Annotated in this window: 25 protein-coding genes; 3 read left to right on the forward strand and 22 right to left on the reverse strand. The window is 50.3% G+C overall.

Going from position 1 to position 21,257, the window contains the following annotated elements:
* Positions 1–78 precede the first annotated feature (78 nt).
* The 7 genes from groES to GI364_RS22330 form a co-directional block, all read right to left on the reverse strand.
* Complete coding sequence (gene groES, locus GI364_RS22300) at positions 79–360, reverse strand: co-chaperone GroES (RefSeq protein ID WP_198851365.1); 282 nt, start codon at positions 358–360, stop codon at positions 79–81.
* 236 nt (positions 361–596) lie between these two features.
* On the reverse strand, positions 597–1,370 hold the full coding sequence (gene tatC, locus GI364_RS22305; protein WP_198851366.1) for a twin-arginine translocase subunit TatC: 774 nt from the start codon (positions 1,368–1,370) through the stop codon (positions 597–599).
* Positions 1,371–1,446: 76 nt separating this feature from the next.
* The gene (tatA, locus tag GI364_RS22310) at positions 1,447–1,734 is read right to left on the reverse strand and encodes a twin-arginine translocase TatA/TatE family subunit (protein WP_198851367.1); all 288 of its coding nucleotides are present in this window, start codon (positions 1,732–1,734) and stop codon (positions 1,447–1,449) included.
* A gap of 1 nt (position 1,735) precedes the next feature.
* Positions 1,736–2,290: a molybdopterin-guanine dinucleotide biosynthesis protein B gene (mobB, locus tag GI364_RS22315; protein ID WP_198851368.1), complete on the reverse strand. Its 555-nt coding sequence runs from the start codon at positions 2,288–2,290 to the stop codon at positions 1,736–1,738.
* Entirely contained in the window at positions 2,283–3,293 is a 1,011-nt protein-coding gene (locus GI364_RS22320; RefSeq protein WP_233095914.1) for a molybdopterin-binding protein, read from the reverse strand. The genes mobB and GI364_RS22320 overlap by 8 nt, the downstream gene beginning before the upstream one ends.
* 47 nt (positions 3,294–3,340) lie before the next feature.
* Positions 3,341–4,003 (reverse strand): molybdenum cofactor guanylyltransferase, encoded by a 663-nt coding sequence (locus GI364_RS22325; protein ID WP_198851370.1) that lies wholly within the window; start codon positions 4,001–4,003, stop codon positions 3,341–3,343.
* Positions 3,994–4,668 carry a 5-formyltetrahydrofolate cyclo-ligase gene (locus GI364_RS22330; RefSeq protein ID WP_198851371.1) on the reverse strand — a complete coding sequence of 225 codons (675 nt, stop codon included), beginning with the start codon at positions 4,666–4,668 and terminating at the stop codon, positions 3,994–3,996. The genes GI364_RS22325 and GI364_RS22330 overlap by 10 nt, the downstream gene beginning before the upstream one ends.
* A gap of 221 nt (positions 4,669–4,889) precedes the next feature.
* On the opposite strand from GI364_RS22330, the gene GI364_RS22335 reads away from it, so the two are divergent.
* A complete protein-coding gene (locus GI364_RS22335; RefSeq protein WP_198851372.1) occupies positions 4,890–6,896 on the forward strand; it encodes an ABC-F family ATP-binding cassette domain-containing protein in 2,007 nt (668 codons plus the stop codon).
* 126 nt (positions 6,897–7,022) lie between these two features.
* On the opposite strand, the gene GI364_RS22340 is transcribed toward GI364_RS22335, so the two are convergent.
* From GI364_RS22340 to GI364_RS22380, 9 genes are all read right to left on the reverse strand, one after another.
* Entirely contained in the window at positions 7,023–7,964 is a 942-nt protein-coding gene (locus GI364_RS22340) for a glycine betaine ABC transporter substrate-binding protein (RefSeq protein ID WP_233095915.1), read from the reverse strand.
* Positions 7,965–8,120: 156 nt separating this feature from the next.
* The gene (locus tag GI364_RS22345; RefSeq protein ID WP_198851374.1) at positions 8,121–8,966 is read right to left on the reverse strand and encodes an ABC transporter permease; all 846 of its coding nucleotides are present in this window, start codon (positions 8,964–8,966) and stop codon (positions 8,121–8,123) included.
* Complete coding sequence (locus GI364_RS22350) at positions 8,923–10,161, reverse strand: quaternary amine ABC transporter ATP-binding protein (protein ID WP_198851375.1); 1,239 nt, start codon at positions 10,159–10,161, stop codon at positions 8,923–8,925. The genes GI364_RS22345 and GI364_RS22350 overlap by 44 nt, the downstream gene beginning before the upstream one ends.
* A gap of 293 nt (positions 10,162–10,454) precedes the next feature.
* The gene (tsaD, locus tag GI364_RS22355) at positions 10,455–11,483 is read right to left on the reverse strand and encodes a tRNA (adenosine(37)-N6)-threonylcarbamoyltransferase complex transferase subunit TsaD (protein WP_198851376.1); all 1,029 of its coding nucleotides are present in this window, start codon (positions 11,481–11,483) and stop codon (positions 10,455–10,457) included.
* Positions 11,484–11,499: 16 nt separating this feature from the next.
* The gene (rimI, locus tag GI364_RS22360; RefSeq protein ID WP_198851377.1) at positions 11,500–11,994 is read right to left on the reverse strand and encodes a ribosomal protein S18-alanine N-acetyltransferase; all 495 of its coding nucleotides are present in this window, start codon (positions 11,992–11,994) and stop codon (positions 11,500–11,502) included.
* A complete protein-coding gene (tsaB, locus tag GI364_RS22365; RefSeq protein ID WP_198851378.1) occupies positions 11,981–12,757 on the reverse strand; it encodes a tRNA (adenosine(37)-N6)-threonylcarbamoyltransferase complex dimerization subunit type 1 TsaB in 777 nt (258 codons plus the stop codon). The genes rimI and tsaB overlap by 14 nt, the downstream gene beginning before the upstream one ends.
* On the reverse strand, positions 12,745–13,278 hold the full coding sequence (tsaE, locus tag GI364_RS22370) for a tRNA (adenosine(37)-N6)-threonylcarbamoyltransferase complex ATPase subunit type 1 TsaE (RefSeq protein WP_198851379.1): 534 nt from the start codon (positions 13,276–13,278) through the stop codon (positions 12,745–12,747). The genes tsaB and tsaE overlap by 13 nt, the downstream gene beginning before the upstream one ends.
* A gap of 9 nt (positions 13,279–13,287) precedes the next feature.
* Positions 13,288–14,277, reverse strand: a complete 990-nt coding sequence (thiL, locus tag GI364_RS22375) for a thiamine-phosphate kinase (protein ID WP_233096209.1) — start codon at positions 14,275–14,277, stop codon at positions 13,288–13,290.
* Positions 14,278–14,328: 51 nt separating this feature from the next.
* A complete protein-coding gene (locus tag GI364_RS22380; protein WP_233096210.1) occupies positions 14,329–15,942 on the reverse strand; it encodes an amidohydrolase in 1,614 nt (537 codons plus the stop codon).
* Positions 15,943–16,156: 214 nt separating this feature from the next.
* Here GI364_RS22380 and GI364_RS22385 point away from each other — a divergent pair, with 214 nt between their 5' ends.
* Together GI364_RS22385 and GI364_RS22390 are read left to right on the forward strand one after the other, a co-directional pair.
* A complete protein-coding gene (locus GI364_RS22385; protein WP_198851382.1) occupies positions 16,157–16,783 on the forward strand; it encodes a DedA family protein in 627 nt (208 codons plus the stop codon).
* An 83-nt stretch (positions 16,784–16,866) separates the two neighbouring features.
* Positions 16,867–17,118: a DUF1450 domain-containing protein gene (locus tag GI364_RS22390; RefSeq protein WP_198851383.1), complete on the forward strand. Its 252-nt coding sequence runs from the start codon at positions 16,867–16,869 to the stop codon at positions 17,116–17,118.
* 145 nt (positions 17,119–17,263) lie between these two features.
* Here GI364_RS22390 and GI364_RS22395 read toward each other — a convergent pair whose 3' ends face one another.
* The 6 genes from GI364_RS22395 to GI364_RS22420 all read right to left on the reverse strand — a co-directional run bounded on the left by GI364_RS22395 (position 17,264) and on the right by GI364_RS22420 (position 21,192).
* On the reverse strand, positions 17,264–17,482 hold the full coding sequence (locus GI364_RS22395; RefSeq protein WP_198851384.1) for a DUF2922 domain-containing protein: 219 nt from the start codon (positions 17,480–17,482) through the stop codon (positions 17,264–17,266).
* 129 nt (positions 17,483–17,611) lie between these two features.
* Positions 17,612–17,848 carry a DUF1659 domain-containing protein gene (locus GI364_RS22400; protein ID WP_198851385.1) on the reverse strand — a complete coding sequence of 79 codons (237 nt, stop codon included), beginning with the start codon at positions 17,846–17,848 and terminating at the stop codon, positions 17,612–17,614.
* Positions 17,849–18,328: 480 nt separating this feature from the next.
* Positions 18,329–19,078, reverse strand: coding sequence for a gamma-glutamyl-gamma-aminobutyrate hydrolase family protein (locus GI364_RS22405; protein ID WP_198851386.1), 750 nt, complete (start codon positions 19,076–19,078; stop codon positions 18,329–18,331).
* Between the two features lie 55 nt (positions 19,079–19,133).
* On the reverse strand, positions 19,134–20,396 hold the full coding sequence (locus GI364_RS22410; protein ID WP_198854163.1) for an adenosylhomocysteinase: 1,263 nt from the start codon (positions 20,394–20,396) through the stop codon (positions 19,134–19,136).
* Between the two features lie 168 nt (positions 20,397–20,564).
* On the reverse strand, positions 20,565–20,915 hold the full coding sequence (locus tag GI364_RS22415) for a type II toxin-antitoxin system PemK/MazF family toxin (protein ID WP_198851387.1): 351 nt from the start codon (positions 20,913–20,915) through the stop codon (positions 20,565–20,567).
* 4 nt (positions 20,916–20,919) lie between these two features.
* The gene (locus GI364_RS22420) at positions 20,920–21,192 is read right to left on the reverse strand and encodes a CopG family ribbon-helix-helix protein (RefSeq protein WP_198851388.1); all 273 of its coding nucleotides are present in this window, start codon (positions 21,190–21,192) and stop codon (positions 20,920–20,922) included.
* Positions 21,193–21,257: the final 65 nt, after the last annotated feature.

The raw sequence follows: 21,257 nt of genomic DNA on the forward strand, positions 1-21,257 counted from the left end.
TTTTACCTCCCTTAAATATGTAGGCGTAAGTACGCCTGAAAAAAGTTGCAGCCCTGGATGGCTGATTGTACTTGGTTGTTATTCCACGATTGCGAGGATATCACTTTCACGAAGAACCAGGACATCTTCGTCATCTACGGTAACTTCAGTTCCTGCGTATTTGGAGAAGATGACCTTATCGCCCACTTTTACATCGAGCGCAACTCGCTTTCCATCTTCATAGCGGCCTTCGCCTGCCGCAATCACTTCGCCTTCTTGCGGCTTTTCTTTGGCGCTGTCAGGCAGCACAATGCCGCTGGCAGTTTTTTCTTCCTTTTGCACAAGGCGTATTACAACCCTGTCGGCCAATGGTTTCAGCATGTCAAAACCCTCCTCAATAGTCGTAAATTCCATGTCCTTCTGGGACCTTGTTAGCACTCGACCTACGCGAGTGCTAACACCAATACATATGATAATCACTGTAGACTCGGTTTGCAAGAACCTGCAGCAAATTTTTTATAGTGCATGTCCAAACCGTGCCGGGTCAATACCGTGAACGTAAAGTGTCCAAAGCCAAAAACAAAATGACTACTGCTTGAACAATGAGTACTGCGCGCCTATTCGTCATGCTCAGAAGACGATGTTTCTTCCCGCTCCTTTGCTTCCTCTTTTTCCCGCTGCCGACGCTTCCTTCGACTTACCACAGCAGACAGTAAAATACTGATTTCGTAAAGCAAAATCATTGGGGTAACAACACTCAAATGAGACACGAGTTCCGGCGGACTGATAAAGACGCCTAGGATAATAATAACCATGTAGGCATATCGACGCATTTTCCGCATCAATCGCGGCCGAATGACATCAATCATGGTTAAGAAAATTACCACAATGGGCAGTTCAAATATGAACCCAAAGGGCAAGCAGATGTTAACCAAAAAGCCGAAGTAGTGATCAGCGCGAAGCTGCACGTTAAAGTGCATCTGACTCAGATGGACGAGGAAGTAGAAAATGGTCGGGAAAATGAAATACCACGCGAACAGCACGCCAAGGACAAACATCATCATCATGGCCGGAAGCAGCCTTCGAACATAGCGCCGTTCGGCCAAAGTCAACCCCGGGGAGACAAACTTCCACAAGTGATAGAGAACTACCGGCAAAGAGAGACCTACGGTTACAAAGCCGGCCACCATAAAATATACGGTAATCACTTCACCCGGAGATACGACCATCAGTTTCAGGTGTTCATGCCGTACAGGACTCACTAAGTAAGAGTAAATTTTATTCACAAAAATAAGACTTGCGGCGAACATCACCACGAACGTGATCACCACGTAAATGAGACGCTTGCGCAAGTCTGTCAGATGACCCACTAAACTCATTTTATCAAGCATGAAGACCTCCGGCACAAAAGGGCTGTCCCACATTGCTGCAACAGGGCAACCTGTCAGAATTCAACTGTGAAGATATTTACGACGTTTTTTCCTCTTTTGTCTTCTTCAACTCAATGGGCTTCACGCTAGATTGATGCGCTTGTTGAGCTGATGCCTCCGTCGATGCTTGACTGGCTTCCGTAGATGTCTGATTCACATCTGCAGCTTCTTTCACGTCGTCCACAAGGCCCTGCGTAGCACCTTTAAACTCTCGCAGAGACTTCCCAAAAGCTTTTCCAATCTCGGGCAATTTACTAGGACCAAAAACGAGTAATAACGCAACCAGTATGAGGACTAAACCAGACCAGCCCAAGTTTTGAAACATATTATTCACCCCCGTCAGGTGTTAGAAAACGTCGACACAGCAAATTTGTATCTCCTTCATGATACACCCGCCATGTGTCATGGGCAAGATGCATCACACTTTCGGACATAACAACTGCTTCCAGTAAAGGAGGCTTGTCGTGCTTCAGCCAGTTCACTTGGTCTGCTGTTCTAATCACTGCAATTTTTGGCAATAAACTGTGTTTAAAGCCTTCAACGATAACGGCATCCAGCGGACGACTGCCCGCAGCTGAAGCCTGCTGGAGCGCAGCCAACAGCTTGTTGATGTCCTCTGTCTCACCGCTGTTTGCGTTGTATAAGAGGGATTGTCCGCCGCCTGCAAGCAGTGTATATGCGGCTCCAGCTTCTGCGAACAACTGTGTGTCACTGCCGTGTTTCTGCCACGCAGCAGTCTCCTCTCGAACAGCATGACCATCATGTTTGACAACGCCGACGGAGAGTCCTTGAGCCGTCCACAAGCTAAGCATCTGTCTCACCAGACGTGTCTTGCCGGAATTCTTTAATCCAATGACCGAAACAACGGCAGGCCTAGACATTAAGCCAGCCTCCTGCACCCATCCGGGCAATATCCGCCTTTGTAAGCTTGATACCTGCCAAAACACGCGGAAGCAACAAATCCAGGGTCGTTTTCTTGTCATGCATGACAGCACCCGGCAGACCAAAAATAACGGTTTCTCCCTTATACGCCAGCATCGTCATTGAGCCTGGCAGCACAGGAGCACCGTAGCTCACAACTTCATCGGCAGCTTTCGTGATGGCGCCGGGAGAGCGATCATCGGGATCGACGGACATCCCGCCTGTGACACAGACGATGGTTGCGCCATTTTTAACGGCCTGCTCAATGTCGGACACAATCACATCAAATTCGTCGCCTGGGAAAGTTTGCTCACTTATCTCGAGACCAAACTTGGTGAATTTGTTGGTCAGCGCCGGACCGAAGCTGTCCTTAATACGGCCGGTGGCAATTTCACTTCCTGTACTCACGACGGCAATCTTCTGAGGCAGATACGGGATGACGTCGATAGCACCTGCCGCCGTGCGGCCGTTTGGATGTTTGAGCGGTTGCTTGGCGGTTGCTACGACTTGATTGATCTTCTCCCGCTCAATCACGAGGGGAATGGGCCTAAGACCTGCCACTGAGGTACCAGCATCCACGTGAGAATACAACGGGCGAACGGCGATGGAAATATCCTTGACCTGATTCATCTCAAACAGCTTTTCTTCGTCAAACCAAACCATCCCGGCTTGACGACTCTTTAAAATCACTTTGCCTTCATGAACATCTGTCTGAACCACACCGCTGCCTGCAATGGCATCTGCCATCTGAACTGCACCGTCATTCTCATGGAGTTCTGTCTCGTCCAAATCCAAAACGTAAATGTGGCGTTTGCCCATGTCCAAGAGCAGCGGGATGTCTTCTTCCTGAACGATGTGACCCAGCTTAAAAGCGGCGCCTTTAAATTCACCTGGAACAATCCGAGTCATATCATGTGCGAGCCGCATTCCCACAGCATCTTCTACACGCACTTCTCGTTTCACCGAAATCCCTCCTGGTTGCCTTTTAGTCGTTTGTGACATTCCTGTGCCTAAGCATCATTAAGCCAATGTTGATAGTCGTCAGGTGTATGAACGGGTCTCGTCCACCAGTCAGGCCAGCCGTTTGCATCAGAGTCCACCAAGTCTAACTGTAAGTGCTGAAGTGCACGCATCAATCGTTGTTCCCCGCCGCTCACCAGTTCCTGCAACCGCTGCCCCGCTGCTGATTGATAAAGACCGAGAAGAGGTTGTGCAATGCCCTTGCGCCTAATCAAAACACCGTCCGGAACGGTTGAATCTGTGTCCGCCAGTGCCTCCAACTCATGAAACCTAGCCAGACACGCTTTTAATACATCAACGCTCAGTCCAGGCAAATCGCCCGCGGCAACAACCACAAGTTTTGTTTCACTACCATTTGGCCAGGCAGCCGCCATTGCCTGAAGAGGACCGCGAAATTGGTGTAAATCAGGCACCATTGAGACTTCCACAGACCGAGGGGCAGGACGCAACACGTCCAACCACATATCACGGTCTCGGTCCACATCAAAATCAGGCGGCACCAACACAGAGACATGCCCTGCAACTTCCCGCACCACGTTCATCACGTGCTGTAAAATCGACGCGGATGCACCCCTGCTCACAGGCAGAGCAAGTTTGTCTTTTCCCATCCGCCTGCTGGCACCCCCTGCCAGCACCAGTCCTTCTACGTACACGACCGGACTCCTTTCTCTGTGGCCAAATACGACACTCTCTCGTCGAGCGGGCCGCAGGGAAGCCGAGCGGTAAGTTGACGGTCGTAAGCAATCCCAATTCGAGTATACGCCCGTCCACTATGAGACAGAAATTTATCGTAAAATCCGCCTCCATAGCCCAGTCTAAGACCGTCAAGAGTATAAGCAAGTCCCGGAATCAACATGACATCGATGCTTTGTTCGTCCACATAACGGGACTCATGACCAGGCGGTTCAGGGACGCCAAAACTGCTTGGCGTGAGTTCCTCTAGAGAATTGACATTGTAAAATGACATGTTCCGCTGTGAGTAGCATTTTGGATAAGCGGTTACAATGCCCCTTGCCCGCAAAGACTGCGCTAGCGGCTGAAGGTCAACCTCGTCACCCATAGCGGCATAAAGTGCTACCGTTCGAATTGGAGTCGTCTTCGTGTTGTGCTCAAAGAGCCACGTCTCTACGTGATGGCAAATTTGCAATCCGAGTTGACCCTGATACTGTTTGCTCAACTCTGACCTGGCAGCTAAAAACTGCTTGCGAAGTACCCTTTTCTGCTGAGCCAAGCTTGCAGTCGAATTGTCCTTCGCCCGTCCATTTGCACTTTGACCCAGATTATCTTCTGAAACGCTTGGCTTCTTCTTGCCAGTCACCAGACACTCAGCCTTTCGTTTCGAGTTTATTGTTTTGTTTTACCGTTTATTGTAGCGCAAATATTCCCCAGTTGCTGTAATAGATGTCGCTTTGGTGCATTAAGTCCTCATCCCGGTTAAGATAAAAGTATAGAAAAACTTGCATAAGCGAGCTGTAAATGACCTGAGTTCAGAAATACAAATGCACTCAGAACGACAGAGAACACTCTGGAGGACATACGATGATTCTTTTGCAAGCGAGCCACATTGAAAAACAATATGACGGGCATGTCGTTCTGACCGATGGAAATATAGTCGTACAAGACAAGGAACGTATTGCACTTCTCGGTCAAAACGGTACAGGCAAATCGACGATGCTTCGCATCATTGTTGGAGAAGAACAGCCTGACAAAGGCACTGTGAGTGTTCAGCGCAGTACCGGTATCGGCTACGTTGCACAGTTTGTGGAAGCCGATAACGATTTATCTGTCTACGAATTTACTGCACAGACGTTTGAAACCATTATAAAAATGGAGAAGCAATTGAACGACTTGGAACTACAAATGGCTAATCCGGACGTTTACAGCAATACACAGCGATTTGAGCAGATTGCTGCTTCCTACGACAAACTGCGACAGCAGTTCACTGACGCTGACGGATACGCCGTCGAAGCCAAAGTCCGCAGAGTACTCAAAGGTCTTGGGTTCGCCTCTGAAATATGGAACTCTGGCGTCAAGTCATTAAGCGGGGGTCAGAAGACACGCCTTTCACTGGCAAAGCTTTTGGCCCAAGAACCGGATTTACTGATTTTGGACGAGCCCACCAATTACCTTGATACAAAGACGCTGGTCTGGCTGGAAAGTTATCTGAAGACATACGAGGGAGCCATTTTGCTGGTTTCACACGACAGGTATTTTCTAGATGCCATTGCGACGGGGGTTTACGAGTTGCGGGATGGCAAGACGCAGCGCTTCAACGGAAACTATACAGACTACGTAGAGCAAAAAGCAGAGATTGTGGAACTAGAGACGAAGCACTTCGAAGCTCAGCAACAAAAGATTGCGAAAATGGAGGAGTTTGTTCAGAAGAACCTGGTTAGAGCATCTACGACCAAACGCGCACAGAGCCGAAGAAAGATGCTGGAAAAAATGGAACGACTGGAAAAGCCTGATGCGTCCGTGGACAAGCTTGCTCTGCACTTTGCATCTCATCGCACATCGGGACGAGACGTTCTGTCTGTAGAGAATCTGTCAGCCGGGTATAACGGAATAGCGCTAGGCAATCCCGTCAATTTGCTTGTGCGCCGCGGTGACCGATTGGCAATCGTAGGGCCAAATGGTATCGGTAAAACGACACTGCTGAAAACATTGGTTGGCAGACAAGTGCCTGTTTCCGGACATGTGCGATGGGGAACCAAAGTAGACCTGGGGTATTACGAGCAGGAGCAGGAAACATTGGATGCGTCGAAGACTGTATTGGAGCAGATTTACGATGAGTTTCCGCAACTTAACTTGACCACAGTGCGAACAGCTTTGGGCCGATTTCTGTTTCGCGGTGAAGACGTCGAAAAACCGGTTTCCGCGTTGAGCGGTGGAGAACGCAGTCGTGTCGCATTGTGCCGCCTTATGCTTTCACAACCTAATGTTCTGGTGATGGATGAACCTACCAACCACTTGGACTTGTTGGCAAAAGAAGTCTTGGAAGACGCACTCAGTGAATACGATGGCACACTCATTTTTGTCTCACACGACAGGTACTTCATGGATGCATTGGCAACGCATGTTTTGCACATCGACGAAGACGGAATAAAACTCTATCTCGGCAACTACACGGAATATATTCACAAACGCCAAGACGAAGAGCAGTGGGACAGTGACACGAACGACAAGGGGACAAGTCGCACAGAGTCAACGCAGTCTTTTGCAGAATCGGATTCGACGGCGAAGAGCCAACGCGGTGTTCTGCACGTTGACAACACCAGTGTCCGCTCGGCAGACCTGCGCAAGGCAAGAGAGACAGTAGAAATACTGGAGAGAAAAATTTCGGAAGTGGAGCAATCCCTGGCAGATGTCTCAGGCCAGCTCGTTACTGCCTCCATGTCAGCGGACGTAGACAGTCTTCAACAATTCCAGCAACAGCTGTCTTCACTGGAGCAGCAGCATGAAGAGTTGCTGACAGCCTGGGAACAAGGTGCAGAGGAGTTGGAGCGATTGACAGAGTTGGACAGGCAGAATCGGAGACAGAAGTGATGCTCCTTATCAAAACAGAAAGTGCTCTGCTGCGCCACACTTGCTTAAGTGCGCAGTAGAGCACTCCAATATAACCCATAATCCCAAAATGTTGAATGTACTTAGCTTCAAACTACATTTTCGGAATTACTTAAACCAGCCGTCGACCAGGCTCTTGTTGTTGTTAATCCAGTCCTGAACGCCTTTTGTTTTACCATTCTTGTTGATCGACTCTTCCAATTTGCCCAATTGCATGGGTGTCAACTTGAAGTTCTTCAGATACTTGGTCATTGTGGGGTGCCCTTTGACCCACTGTTTATTTGCTTCTGTTTGAATCCAGCCGGGCTGGCCAAACTTGCCCTTTGGATCCTTCAAGTACTTCAGTTTCCATTTAGCAAATGCCCAGTGTGGACTCCACAACGTCACTACGACGTCCTTATGTGCATTTTCTGCTTTCTTCAGCGAGGAAATCATTGCGGCAGAACTGCCGTCAACAATATTCAGCTTCAGATTGTAAGCCTTCTTAACGGGGCCCTTCAGGGTCTGCATTTCGCCAGCACCCGGTCCGATACCGATAATCTGATTGTTGAACTTGCTTGCGTTCTTGTTCAAGTCAGAAATGGACGTAATGCCCTTATTGTACACATATTGCGGTACCACCAAGCCAATTTTGGTCTTGCCTTGATACCACTTGCCCAAGCTGGTCAAACTTTTACCGTATTTATCCATATAAGCTTTGTGCGTGTGTGGCAACCAGGTATCAAAGAAGACGTCGAGACCGCCCTGCTTGGACAGCCCCACAAACAGCGGTCCAGCATTCAACTCTTTCACTGTGACGTTGTATCCCTTTTTCGTCAACAAGTTTTTCCACAAAAAGGTGGTAGCGACGTCTTCCGACCAGTTTACATAACCAATGGTAATGTTCTTATTAACCGACTTACTACTGCCCGTCGTTGTGTTTCCTGCTCCAGTCGTAGCACCGCCCGAGTTGCTGGTCGCTGTGTTATTGGCTGTACCGCACCCTGCCAAGGCTACTCCTGCAAAGGCAATCGCGGAAACAAATGCACCGGTTTTCTGCCATTTTTTCATCAAAATTTTCCCCTCCTCAGAAATATCTTTCAGGAAACTATCTATCTACACGGCGTACAGTCCATGTGTCTCATGCTCCAGCCCATGGTAAATCAGCCCTGTCTCTCACCACAGGTGAGCTGAGCTGTGTAGGTGCTGTGAGCCAAGACTCGACTGTTACGCGCGTTTCCTGCGTGCATTACCAAAATTCTGGGAGATTCTATCCAAAATAATGGCGATGATAACAATACTTAAGCCTGCTTCAAATCCCTGTCCGACGTTAATGGTTTCCAGCGCGTTTAATACGTCCGCACCTAAGCCGCCGGCACCAATCATGGCAGCGATAACAACCATGGACAGAGACAGCATGACGGTCTGGTTAATACCTGCTTTAATTGAAGGTAAAGCCAAGGGAACTTGTACTTTCCACAACAGTTGGTTATCAGCTGTGCCAAAAGCTCGTGCGGCTTCAACCAAATCTGCAGGCACTTGTAAGATGCCGAGGCGCGTCAAGCGAATCGCAGGGGGCATTGCGAATATTACTGTCGCAAAAATCGCTGGAACCTTCCCAATGTTGAAGAAAATCAGTACAGGAACCAAATACACGAAGGAAGGCATCGTCTGCATCAGGTCTAAAATCGGTGCCAGCACAGCGTACACCTTGTCACTTCTTGCACTCCAAATACCAAGAGGCAAGCCAATAATAACAGAGATTAATGCGGACATGATGACCAGAACAATCGTGATAATCATATGGTTCCATAACTGCAGGTCGTAAATGAGTAACAAGCCAATGGCAGTCCAAATCGCCATTTTCCATTTTCCAGCGTAATACGCCAGTGCACACACAATCACAATCAGAAGCCACCACGGAACCCATTCAAGCCCTGCAACCATTCCATTCATGGCGACACGGAGGACATGAGCGATGAAACCTGTAACAGGTTCCAAAAAACTGGACAGCCACGTCACGAAGGCATTAACCCAATGGGCTAGCGGTATCTTCGGCAACACTGTCTGCATCGGCTTCACCTCCCTCATTTGCCATCGCCTCAAGGATTGCGCTCTTGAATATGAGTCCCTTGAGGTTGTTCTCTTCGTCCACCACGGCAACAGGGAAGCGAGACTGTACGACAGACGGTACCAAGTCATCCAAGGTTGTATCCAATGGAACGCTGGCCGCTTCGTGCAGCTCACACTGCCCGACGCTAGGAACCTTATTCTTGACAGCCTGCACTAAATCGTCTGCTAGAATGACGCCAGAAAGGGTTCCACCCTTATCCACTACAAAAGCACTGGATAATCCAGCATCGCGCAATGTCCGAAGTGCAACACTCGGGCCGTCCTTGAGACGAACCAGCGGTGAAGGTCGCTTCATTACATCTTGGGCAGTAAACACTTTCGTTACATCAACGCCCTGGACAAATCTTTTTACGTAGTCGTTCGCGGGCTGTGTAATGATTTCTTCCGGAGTACCAATCTGGACCACTGCTCCATCTTTCATTAAAGCAATGCGATCGCCAAGTTTTAGCGCCTCATTCAGGTCATGTGTAATAAAGACGATGGTCTTCTTCAGTTTCTGCTGTAAGTTTAAGAGCTCATTCTGCATATCGTCGCGAATCAGTGGATCGAGAGCACTAAAGGCTTCGTCCATCAGCAGAATGTCAGGGTCGTTTGCGAGCGCTCTGGCAAGCCCCACGCGCTGCTGCATACCGCCGCTCAAATTGCCTGGGTACTGGTCTCCCCAGCCTTCCAAGCCAACTACTGCTAATTGTTCCTCAGCAACCTTCAGTCGCTCAGGGCGCGGAACATTCTGGATTTCTAAACCGTAAGCCACATTGTCAACAACGGTTCGGTGAGGAAACAACGCAAAGTTTTGAAAAACCATGGCGGTTTTTTGCTGCCTAAACTTTAGCAGTTGATTTTTGTCCAGGGAGATGATGTCTTGCCCTTCAATCACGAGCGACCCCTTGGTGGGTTCAATCAAGCGATTCAAGCACCGCAGCAAGGTCGACTTTCCGCTTCCCGAAAGGCCCATGATGACAAATAATTCGCCTTCATAGACATCCAGTGACACCCGGTTCACGCCAACGTTAGCGCCCGTTTTTTCGCGGATTTCTTCCTTACCCAGTCCTTGGTCAAGAAGCTGCAAGACACGTTGCCTCTGCCCGCCAAAGACTTTCGTAATATCACGCAGTTCTATCAACGGCTTCCCCATATACAGCCTCCTTTCACAAGTTAAAATCGATCCAGTTATCTAGTGTATCATATCTGGACTGTTGACCAAAATCGCGCACACTTTCCATGTGTCCTTTATACCCCCCAGATTGCCGCGTTTGTGACGTTTTTGCGTCATTTTCGACCTTGCTAGACGAAGATTAGAATTAATATTCGCTGTATCTGGTTCGTCTATTCATCTAAGCGCGGACAATGAGGTGACCGGACGCCACAGACATGGCAAATACGCCCTCATCCACGAAACAGAGGACGCAAAGCGAGAGTATACCTGATTTACAACACTGCTTCAACCCTTTGCCATTTATCCAACGGCAATACTGCATAAGCGTTCAAGGATAAATCATGGACTAAACCGCGCTTGTAGGAATAGTACCCGGCGGCCGCAATCATGGCAGCGTTGTCCGAGCAGTGAGAGAGGTCTGGAAAGACAACACTAAACCCATGCTCTTGCCCCGCCTGATAAAGTGCTGTCCGCAAACCAGTGTTGGCAGCGACACCGCCGGCAACAATCACCGTTTGGAGCCCCGTTGTCTGAACGGCCCTCACCGTCTTATGCACCAGGACATCTATCACAGCAGCCTGAAATGAGGCGCTCACGTCTTCTACCGCCGCCTCGCCGCCTTTTTGTCGGACTTTGTTTACTTCGTTGTACACAGCGGTTTTCAAGCCGCTGAAGCTAAACTGAAATGAATCCTCATCCAGCAGGGACCTCGGAAAGTGATAAGCACCGGGATTCCCGTCAACCGCAAGCTTGTCTACCATGGGACCGCCTGGATACGGAAAGCCCAACAGCCTTGCTACCTTGTCATAAGCCTCTCCAGCGGCGTCGTCGATAGTCCCTCCCATTTTCGTAAACACAAAGTTTTCGTCGACTTTCAGGAGTTCCGTGTGACCGCCTGACACAACCAAAGCCAGTACCGGCAGCGCCTGCTCTGTTTCCAAAAACGCCGCTGCAACGTGTCCCGCAATATGGTGAACACCAATTAAAGGCAAGCCCGTTGCCAACGACAGCCCCTTTGCTGCGGAAAGGCCCACCAAGAGAGAACCCAGCAAGCCCGGACCACAGGTGACCGCAATGCCGTCCATCTCCTGAAGGGATACCCCGCCCTGTCGCAGCGTTTGCTCAATCACATATGTGATGGACTGCACGTGTTTTCTCGACGCTACTTCCGGCACCACGCCGCCAAACTGAGCGTGGACGTCGATTTGGGAGGCAACCGTTTCAGAAATGATTTTCCTGCCGTCTTCAACGACTGCTGCTGCTGTTTCATCGCAGCTTGTTTCAATACCCAAGAGTTTCATGTTGTCACCTATCTGTTCATATTCGGTCAGTCATATCCGGCACATTTGCCCACATAATCAGGGCATCTTCTCCGTTATCCGTATAGTATCCCTTGCGAACACCCACACCTTGAAATCCGTATTTGCGGTAGAGGTTTTGAGCCACGCTGTTGGACACCCGCACTTCCAAGGTAATTCGTTGAATGTACCTGCTCACTGCCAGTACAAAAAGCTGTTTCAAGAGCCCCTCGCCCACACGTTTGCCTTGCATGTCAGGATGTACCGCAATGTTGGTTACATGCGCCTCATCGACGATGAGCCAGACACCCGCATACCCGATGATTCTATTCGAACTCACGGCAACCACATAGTGAGCAAATTGATTGTCAACGAGTTCTGTCAGAAACGCCTGCCTTGACCACGGTGTAGCAAAGGCCTGTCTCTCCACATCCAATACGCCGTCAATGTCCTTTAGGGCCATCGGACGATATTCCACTTGACCAGCAGGGACACTATCCTTACTTATCGCCATGGACTTTGGCCTCCTTTAACTTGACTTCAGCTTCAACCGGAAGCGCATACCCGGGTTCAACAAGGTGAATGTCGTCCCCTGTTATCGGACGGGATTGTCCATCTGCCCACAGTTGTACAAGCCCCTGAGGCAACAGACCAGCAATTTGGGCCAAGCTCAAGCTGGAATCGGTGCGCAAGTCATTCAGATGCTCTTCCAGTCCGTATTGGGGCCGAAAGTCGTGCACAACTACCGTACGACCTACCCCTCTAGTGTCATCAAGTCGGCCACATTCCTCGGACCACTCTGCAAGCGACTGAACTCTGTCTTCCGTAAGCCGCACCCACGTCTTCCCCTGCTTTTCAAAGACAGCACCGAAGGCTCGTTGTCTCCGTGCATAAAGAAGACTGATAACGCGTTGTGTGACATCTGTTGGAGCGGGCAATGCAGCGGCAGCCATAGCAAACAACGTAGAAATGGGGTACAAGGGAATCTGCAGCGCGAATGCCATTGCTTTGGCTGTACTCACCCCTAGGCGTACTCCCGTATACGATCCCGGTCCTACACCAACAACAATACCTCTCAACTCACCCGGTTCCTGATTAGCGGCCTTCAACATGCCGGACATCATCGGCTGCAGCAGCACTGAATGCCGACGCGGCACCCTTGAGGTACTGGTTAACAGAACTGAAGGCTCACCTTGCGGCAAATCAATGGTTTGTAAGGTCTCAGTGAGACCAACAGCTAAAACCTCAGTCGCTGTATCCAGAACTAAAAGAGCCATTTCTTCACCCACTCATCCAGCAATTCCCAGCTTCTGTGTCCAGTAGCTTTACACTGGAAACTTCGTTCATCTAACCGCGGGAGCGGTGCTTGCTGAATACGGATAGTAAGCGCGTCTTCAACGATGGCTTCGAGACCCTGGGGCCACTCAATCATCAACGCACAATCGCCCTCCAGGTAGTCCTCAAGACCGATATCTGCCAACGCATCCTGGAGTTCGGCCGACGGCCTCTGGGCGCCGGGTTCCCCCGCTTCGACACTTGCCTCGCCAAGCCGATACAAATCCATGTGAACCAGGCGAACTCTGCCTTCGTATTCTGCAGACAGTGTGTATGTAGGACTCGTAACCTCTTCAGCTACACCGGCACCGGCTGCAACACCCTTACTGAAGGTAGTCTTTCCCGCCCCCAGATTCCCTGATAGTAATAGAATATGTCCGGGTTGCAGCAAAGAACCAAGCTTTTCACCCAATGTAAACGTCTCTACAGCCGATCGCGTTGTAACCGACATTTCCTCCAGCATAATCTAACCTCATTTGGAAAAGTGATTGAATCCCTTTGCTTCAATAACATTCAATGTCCCATTTTCATCTTCTGCAACGACACCATCACCAGCTTCTACCCGGCCAATGGCAGTCAGTTTTACCCCCACACTTTCACAGCGGGCGAGTGCAACGGCAAAGCTGCGTGAAGACGCTGTTCCAATCAGTTGGTAATCTTCTCCTCCATACCATGCGTAGTCCAGCGGATTCTTGCGGACTGCCCTGGAGAAATCCCTCACAGCAGGTGAAATTGGAATTCGTGCAGAGTCGATTCGCAATCTAACTCCGCTCATAGCTGCAATCTCATTTGCCTCGCTGGCCAGTCCATCACTGATATCGTTACAAGCAGACGCACCTGCATCCAGCAGAATTTGACCAGCAGTGACTTGCGGAAGCGGGCGTTGATGAGCCTGCCTTAGCTCTAGTTGACTGTCCACTGGTACCACTGCGGTACCTACGAGTAGTTCCAAGCCAGCGGCGGACGTCCCTACCTGACCGGTGACAAATACGACATCTCCTGGTTGTGCACCGCTGCGCAGGAGGGCTCTGTCTTTGGGCACCGCACCTAAAACAGTACTCGTCAATACCAGTGGACCGGATGTTCTGGTTAAATCACCGCCTGCAAGGCTGCAGGAAAACTCTTTGCAAAGCCCTGCTACACCGTCGTATACCATTTCCAAATGCTCAAAATCCAGTTCCTCCGGGACCGCCAAAGCAAGGACCGCAGCTATCGGTCTACCGCCCATTGCAGCTACGTCACTCACTGAAGCAGCCATGCACTTATATCCTATATCGTACCATGACATGGTAGTCGGCAAAAAATGAACCCCTTCGACCATCGTGTCTGTAGTGACCACATGGTCTTCATCCGGCTCCGTCCCGACAACAGCCGCGTCATCTCCGATGGCAACCTTGACATGTTTGTTGACCGTTCCTTCGACTCGTTTCCTCAACCGCTCTATTCGTTCAAATTCCTGCATCACAGTGCCTTTCCCCCAGTCCATCGCAATGGGTCTCAAACTCTTGCGGCATCAAGCCGTAGACCACTGGTTCTCGTGCCGGTTGCGCGAGTACGCGAACTCCCCGCCGACGATAGTATGCAATACCTGTGCGTCGCGAATGTCATTCACATCGGCAGGATGAACAATGTCCCTGTCTAACACTGTAAAATCAGCCAGTTTCCCAGGGGCAATCGTACCCTTAACTTGTTCTTTCCCCGTTGCAAATACAGCGCCATGAGAAAACAGGTGAATTGCCTCCTCCGGACTGTAGGCTTGTTCCATGGCGTAGCCGCCATCTGACGCATAAGCATCTCTGCGCGTCACCGCCGCATGGATTCCAAAAAGCGGTTGCAAGGGTTCTATTGGTGAGTCGGAACCGCCGCACAAATGCAGTCCTGCATCTTGCATTGTTCTCCACGCACACACCGATTTAGCTCGCGCTGAACCAACCCTCTCCACTACCCAGGGAAAATCGCTGCATACAAATCGAGGCTGTATATCGAGAGCGAGCTGGCTTCCCAGAGAGCGCATGCGCTGAACTAAATCCGGCCTAATCATTTGCGCGTGAACAATTCTATCACGCCGCTTTATCCTCGGTGCCCGCTCAATGGCAGTAAGTGCCATGTCGAGAGCCGCATCGCCAATCGCGTGAATTGCTGCTGGAACACCTCTCTCGTGGGCGTACCGAACCCGTCGATAGAGCTCTTCGTCATCATACATGGCAGTACCGTACCAGTCCGGAGAATCCGTATACGGCTCTTGAAGCAGTGCAGTTCTGCCTCCGAACGCGCCGTCCGCAAACAACTTCGCAGCACCAAGCTCAAGCCAATCATCTTCCTGCGGCAAATCAGGACCGGCTGAAATTGCTTCATCGAGCAAACTCCAATCCACCAACTCGTGAATGCCCAGTCGCAGACCCTCAGTGTCCATCAAACTGCGATAGGCATGCCAAGTATCGGAGAAATTTCCGAACGATCTCGTATCATCACTATGCACACTGGTCAGACCCGATGCTAACGCCTGGTTCATTGCGATACGCAGGGCGTCTTTCCATTGGGCAGGACTCCAACTTGGGACGGCATTTTGAATCGGGATGGATGCGTTCTCATACACAACTCCATTAAACCGGCCCGACTCGTCCCGACCGTACCTGCCGTCATTCGGATCAGCAGGATACAATGAGAGTCCTGCCCGTGACAGCGCTTGTGTGTTGGCCATATAGGCATGGTGACAAATCCGTTTGAGCAGAAGCGGGCGTCCGCCCGCGGCTTCATCCAACTGCTCCAATGTTGGCAGCCCTCGGTCAACAAACCGATTTTCGTCCCAGCCCCCGCCGATTACCCAGGCTGCAGAGGGCAGGGTAGCTGCATGTGTGCGAATGAGGTTCAGCAACTCCGCTTTGGACCGAACTGAAGACAGGTTTAATTGCATGAATTGCTTGCCAGTTTCCGCAAGGTGTGCGTGGCTGTCGACTAAGCCCGGAATCACAGTGGCACCGTCGAGATTGACCGTCTCAGCCTGCGTGCCGTACTGCAGCATCAACTCGTCCTTGGATCCAACTGCTGCAATGCGATTCCCGTCAATGAGCGCTGCCTCAAACTTCTCTTTTCCGGAGGCGAAAGTATATCCGTTGACGTTTATCATCAGCCACACTGTCAAGACCTCCATTCCTTATCTTCATCAGTTGTACGTATCATATCAGTTTCCACAGATTTCAGAAATGGGTTCATGAGGACTGAAGTTTTTCCGTAAATATAAACAAGCATGAAGTCTAAACAAGCCTGGTGACGCAAAATTCCCTTGATAAGAGCATGTAAATGGAAGATGGATAAGAGCATGCAAACGGAAGAAACGGAAGATGAGGAGAGGACGATTTGAAATGCTCGATTGGTTTGGACACTTGGCTGAAAGTGTGTTGGCAATTGGATACCCAGGGATATTAATTGCTCTTGTGGTGGAAGGTCTCGGCTTACCCTTTCCCGGAGACGCCGTTATGGCGTTTTACGGAATCGCCGCAGCCAAAGGAAATTTCCCGTTCCTTGGCGTTCTCATTGTAAGCATCATTGGGTACATGATTGGGGCCATTGCAGCCTTCTACCTGAGCAGACAATTTGGCTCACGCCTGTTGGACAGAATTGCCCAGATGCCGCTCTTGAACCAGCGCAGTATGCGCAGAACAACAGACCTAATGGACAGGTATGGCCCCCTGTTGCTCATACCTGGAAGGTTCTTGCCAGGCGTTCGCTCTGTCAGTTCCTACGTTGCTGGAGCCCTGAACATGGATCTTCAACCTTTTCTCGTCTACACTGGAGTCGGTGTCTCACTGTGGTGTGCAGCATGGGTGGCAGTAGGCTACTGGTTTGGTGAAAATCTCGACACTGTCTTACACTTTGCACAGCACTCCCTTGCCTATCTGACCGGTGCAGGATTGCTGGCAGTGTTCGTCGTCTGGCTGTGGAAGCGGCAGAGGTCTCAGGCACAATAGGCGTTTCAGGAAGTCAGGGTAGGAAGGTCAATCCAGAGCTGAGATTGCAAATAAATGGTGTAAAATAAAAAGCAGGGGATTCCATGAATCGCGTAACAAAAATCGAAGTATGCACAAACAACCTGTTTCTGGGGACCAAACACGTATGTAACCAAGTAGCAGACAACTACCCGGACATAGAGGTTACCGAGTGGGAGTGTTTAGGGTATTGCCACCTGTGTTATCGCCAGCCAGCGGTACTCATAAACGATACGGAATATGTGCAAACAGACAAGCCTGAAGAGTTATGGAAACTCGTTCAAGAGCAGATTGAAAAGCGTAACACCAAGCTGTAGGAAGCCGCTCAGCCGAGCGGCTTCCTCATTTTCATGTCAGAACAGCCTCAATCAACCTAAGGCCTGATTGAACTTGACCTGCTCTCGGTGCTCCTCGAGACCCCCATGATTTGGGCTGTCGATGAGTGGTGCAACTGTTTACACCTTATGCAATAGACGTCGTATCCGTCTGAACCAGCTGTGCGCCGATTTTTTGTGCAATCTTGCCCTGTGAAAAGGCAAAGATGTTTTTCTGTACAATTAAATCGAGCGCAGCACTGACTGCAGCGGCATCTACCGGCTGCTTGGGAGCCGGTATGGAAAGATGAACCTTCTTGTTTTCATCTGTCATGAACTGCAACTGGAGTACACTTTTTGTCGCCACTGACTTTCACCTCCTCACACTTCCACATTGGTTTTCACCTCTGGGAATTGAAATTTCCATGGATTACGTGACTCCGCTCCTGCAAGGACCGCAAGGACCTTACTCATTGAAACATCCCACAGACCAAACTTAAGCGGTAGTGGACGATGTTGCGGCCAAGGCGGTTTCATCGACCCGGGTAACTTGAACCAACGGATCGTTGAAGAGCCCTGCCAAAGCTTGTCCAACAGCCAACACATCATCGTCTGATGCAGACGGCAGCACATGGGTGTAGTTGTGATTCCCGATTTTCGGCGTACCATCACTTTGCGTTCCCACCTGTAACTGCAGCTGCAAGTGACGAGAAAGCGGTGTAACCTGTGCCATGCTAACCCCTCCTTCCTGCGTCCTCATAACCAGTCTTACAGCGCAATGAACTGTGAATTCGCGAAGACCGGTGTCGTTTGACGCATGAAGGGAAATGCCGACTCGTTCGGGTTTAGGGGACAATGTTCGTAAGGGAAAGGGGGCTAATGTGGGCTGGGTGGCAATGCGGGTGGGCAGCGCGGGTGGGCAGCGCGGGTGGGCAGCGCGGGTGGGCGGAAGATAGTGATCGTATCTCGCACTATTTGGCGAACGTGATCGCAATAAGGATCCCATCTCGCACTATTTGGCGAACATGACCGCAATAAGGATCCCATCTCGCACTATTGCCATACGGTCGGCGCAGGCGTTGGCAAATAGCGATCTTTCGCGACATAAACAACTAAGATGCGAGTCCTTTAGGGATCCCAATCGTCACTATTTCTTTAGTCCTTGCTGAATAATGCTCTTTCGGATCCCTATGAGACGCGCCTCACATCTACTCTAGACCGATTGCCCTCCAGCCGCAGCGGCTGCATGAACGAATGCTTCAAACAAGCCGAAGGCTTCCTTGTGCTCTTTCCATAAGTTTTCCGGATGCCACTGCACGCCTACTACGAAAGGGTATTCTGGGTGTTCAACGGCTTCGATGAGGCCCTCATCATCCCACGCGACCGCTCTCAACTCGGGTGCTACCTTATCCACTGCCTGGTGGTGAAACGAGTTGCAGCGCCAGTTGCGAATGCCACCCATGGCCGCAGAGACCCGACTTCCCTCTTGAATCCGAAGTTTGTGGCTCAAATAGTTCCTTGCGCCGCGTTGTTGATGAAGGATTTTGCCGGGCCAATGCAGTCGCAGGTCCTGCCACAGACTTCCGCCAAATGCGACATTTAGCAATTGAATACCCCTGCAGATCCCGAATATCGGCTTGCCGTGGGTCACCATATCATTGACTAATTGCAGTTCCAATTCGTCACGCTCTACAATCACAGTCCCAAGGCCTGCCTTGGGACTCTGCTTATACAAGGCCGGATCCGGGTCTTCTCCTCCGCCGAGAATCACGCCGTCAAGTTTGCTTCCCAATGCGGCAAGAGTGCGGCGTTCTGCCGTATAAGGAATCACAACTGGAATACCACCTGCTGCCTCAACTGCACGTGCATAATCGTCTACGGAGGAAACACCCAGCAGGTTCGGTGCCGATACTTTACTTGGAATCTGGAATCTCGATGCCGTAATTCCAATTAACGGAGCCATCCTCTTACACCTCCCAACAGCGCGTTGCAAAAGGAAAGCTCTGCAGACTTCAGACTTACTCGGGTTGCCAGCTTGCGAGGTATTTAAGCTGCCTCTCACTCAACTCGTCAGTCTGAATGCCCCACGCCTCCAAGCGCATCCGCGCTACCTGAAGATCAATCTCCTTAGGCAAAGTATGCAGACCCGGGCTGTAGTGTCCGCTCACGATGTCCCGCAGGCCAAGGGCCTGCAGTGCAAAAGTCATGTCCATTACCTCAACGGGATGTCCGTCTCCTGAAGCCAGGTTCACCAACCTGCCTTCAGCCAACAAGTACACTTTTCTGCCATCGTGAAGTTGAAATTCTTCTACATTTTTTCGTACAGTTCGGACTCCGGTGCTGGCGTCCTTTAAGTCTGGTTTGGAGATTTCGACATCAAAGTGCCCGGCATTAGCCATCACCGCACCGTCTTTCATTACTTCAAAATCACTCTTTGTAATACAGTCGCGGTTACCTGTAACCGTAACGAAAAAATCGCCTTCTTTGGCAGCTTCATTCATGGGCATGACGCGAAAGCCGTCCATGACAGCTTCCAGTGCTTTAATGGGATCGACTTCGGTCACAACGACGTTCGCTCCCAATCCTTTGGCACGCATAGCAACGCCCTTGCCGCACCAACCATAACCTGCAACCACAGCGGTTTTCCCTGCTACAACCAAATTGGTAGTTCTCATAATTCCGTCCCAGACAGACTGCCCAGTGCCATAACGATTGTCAAACAGGTATTTGCAGTAAGCGTCGTTCACTGCCATCATCGGGAATTTCAGGGTTCCTTCCTTATCCATGGCACGAAGGCGAAGAATACCAGTAGTCGTCTCTTCACAACCGCCGAGAATCTCTTTGAGTTGGTCCGGCCGTTGACTGTGAATAGTGGAGACCAAATCTCCACCGTCATCAATGATGGCATCAGGATGGAAATCCAATAGTTGGTTCAGATGTTGATGATACTCCTCGTCTGTCGCTCCATGCCAAGCAAAAGCTTTCACACCCCGACTGACCAACCCGGCAACCACATCGTCCTGAGTAGACAAGGGATTACTGGCAGCAACAGCTACCTCTGCGCCTCCAGCCTGAATAGTCAGTGCCAAGTATGCAGTTTTCGCTTCCAAGTGGAGACAAATAGCGACCTTCTTCCCCGCGAAGGGCTGGTCCTTTTGAAACTGTTCTCGCACTTGGTTCAGCAAAGGCATATGGGCTGCAACCCAGTCTATCTTGCGATTTCCTTCCTCAGCCAACCCGATATCTCTAATCATAGACTCCTCTACAACGCTGCTCATCAGCCGTAACCTCCCCATACTCGTTGCTTTGTCCGTATGTACTCATAGCCGTAGTCATAGCCATACAAAAAAAGGTTCCACAAGACCTTGCACACCGTCTTCAGCAGTTATACCGTCACTGTTTGAAGTGTATGCCCTGCGGAACGCCGAACAAGTAACCTACGCAACTCCTCAGAAATCAACCATCCCAAGACTGATTTGTAAACCCTCATTCACCAGTCTCATCATAGTTTCATCTAAGTGAGTAATCTTGTCAGTAAGTCTCTGCTTATCTATTGTACGAAGTTGTTCCAACAAGATGACCGAATCCCGGTCCAATCCATATTTGTCGGCCGGGATTTCCACATGAGTCGGTAGTTTTGCTTTTTGGATCTGTGCCGTAATAGCAGCCACAATTACGGTGGGGCTAAATCGATTGCCAATATCATTCTGGATCACCAAAACCGGCCGGAATCCTCCTTGCTCCGATCCGACCACTGGCGACAAATCGGCAAAAAAAATGTCCCCTCGTTTGACATTCAAACGGCTACACCCCGCTCACTAGACGTTCGACTGTACCTCCCGCTTCTTCCTCCAGTGGAAAGGCCTCCGAGGCAATTCGTAAGTTCAGTCTTGCCATCTCCACGTAACCTTGCTGCATCAAAGCCCGAATATCCTGCTTCCGTTGTTCTGACAAGTACATTTGCATGGCTTCTCGAAAAACCTCGCTCCGATTGGTGTTTTCCCGCAACGCTACTCCATCAACTTGCTCCAGTAAATTTTGCGGAACGTAGACTACAATGCGCTTGTTAGCAGACACGCGCGGCACCTCCACTGCAAATACGTGACAGTCATACAGACCTATTATAACGATGGTAAAAAGTC

Origin of the sequence: Alicyclobacillus sp. SO9 (assembly GCF_016406125.1) — a bacterium.
Lineage (GTDB): Bacteria > Bacillota > Bacilli > Alicyclobacillales > Alicyclobacillaceae > SO9.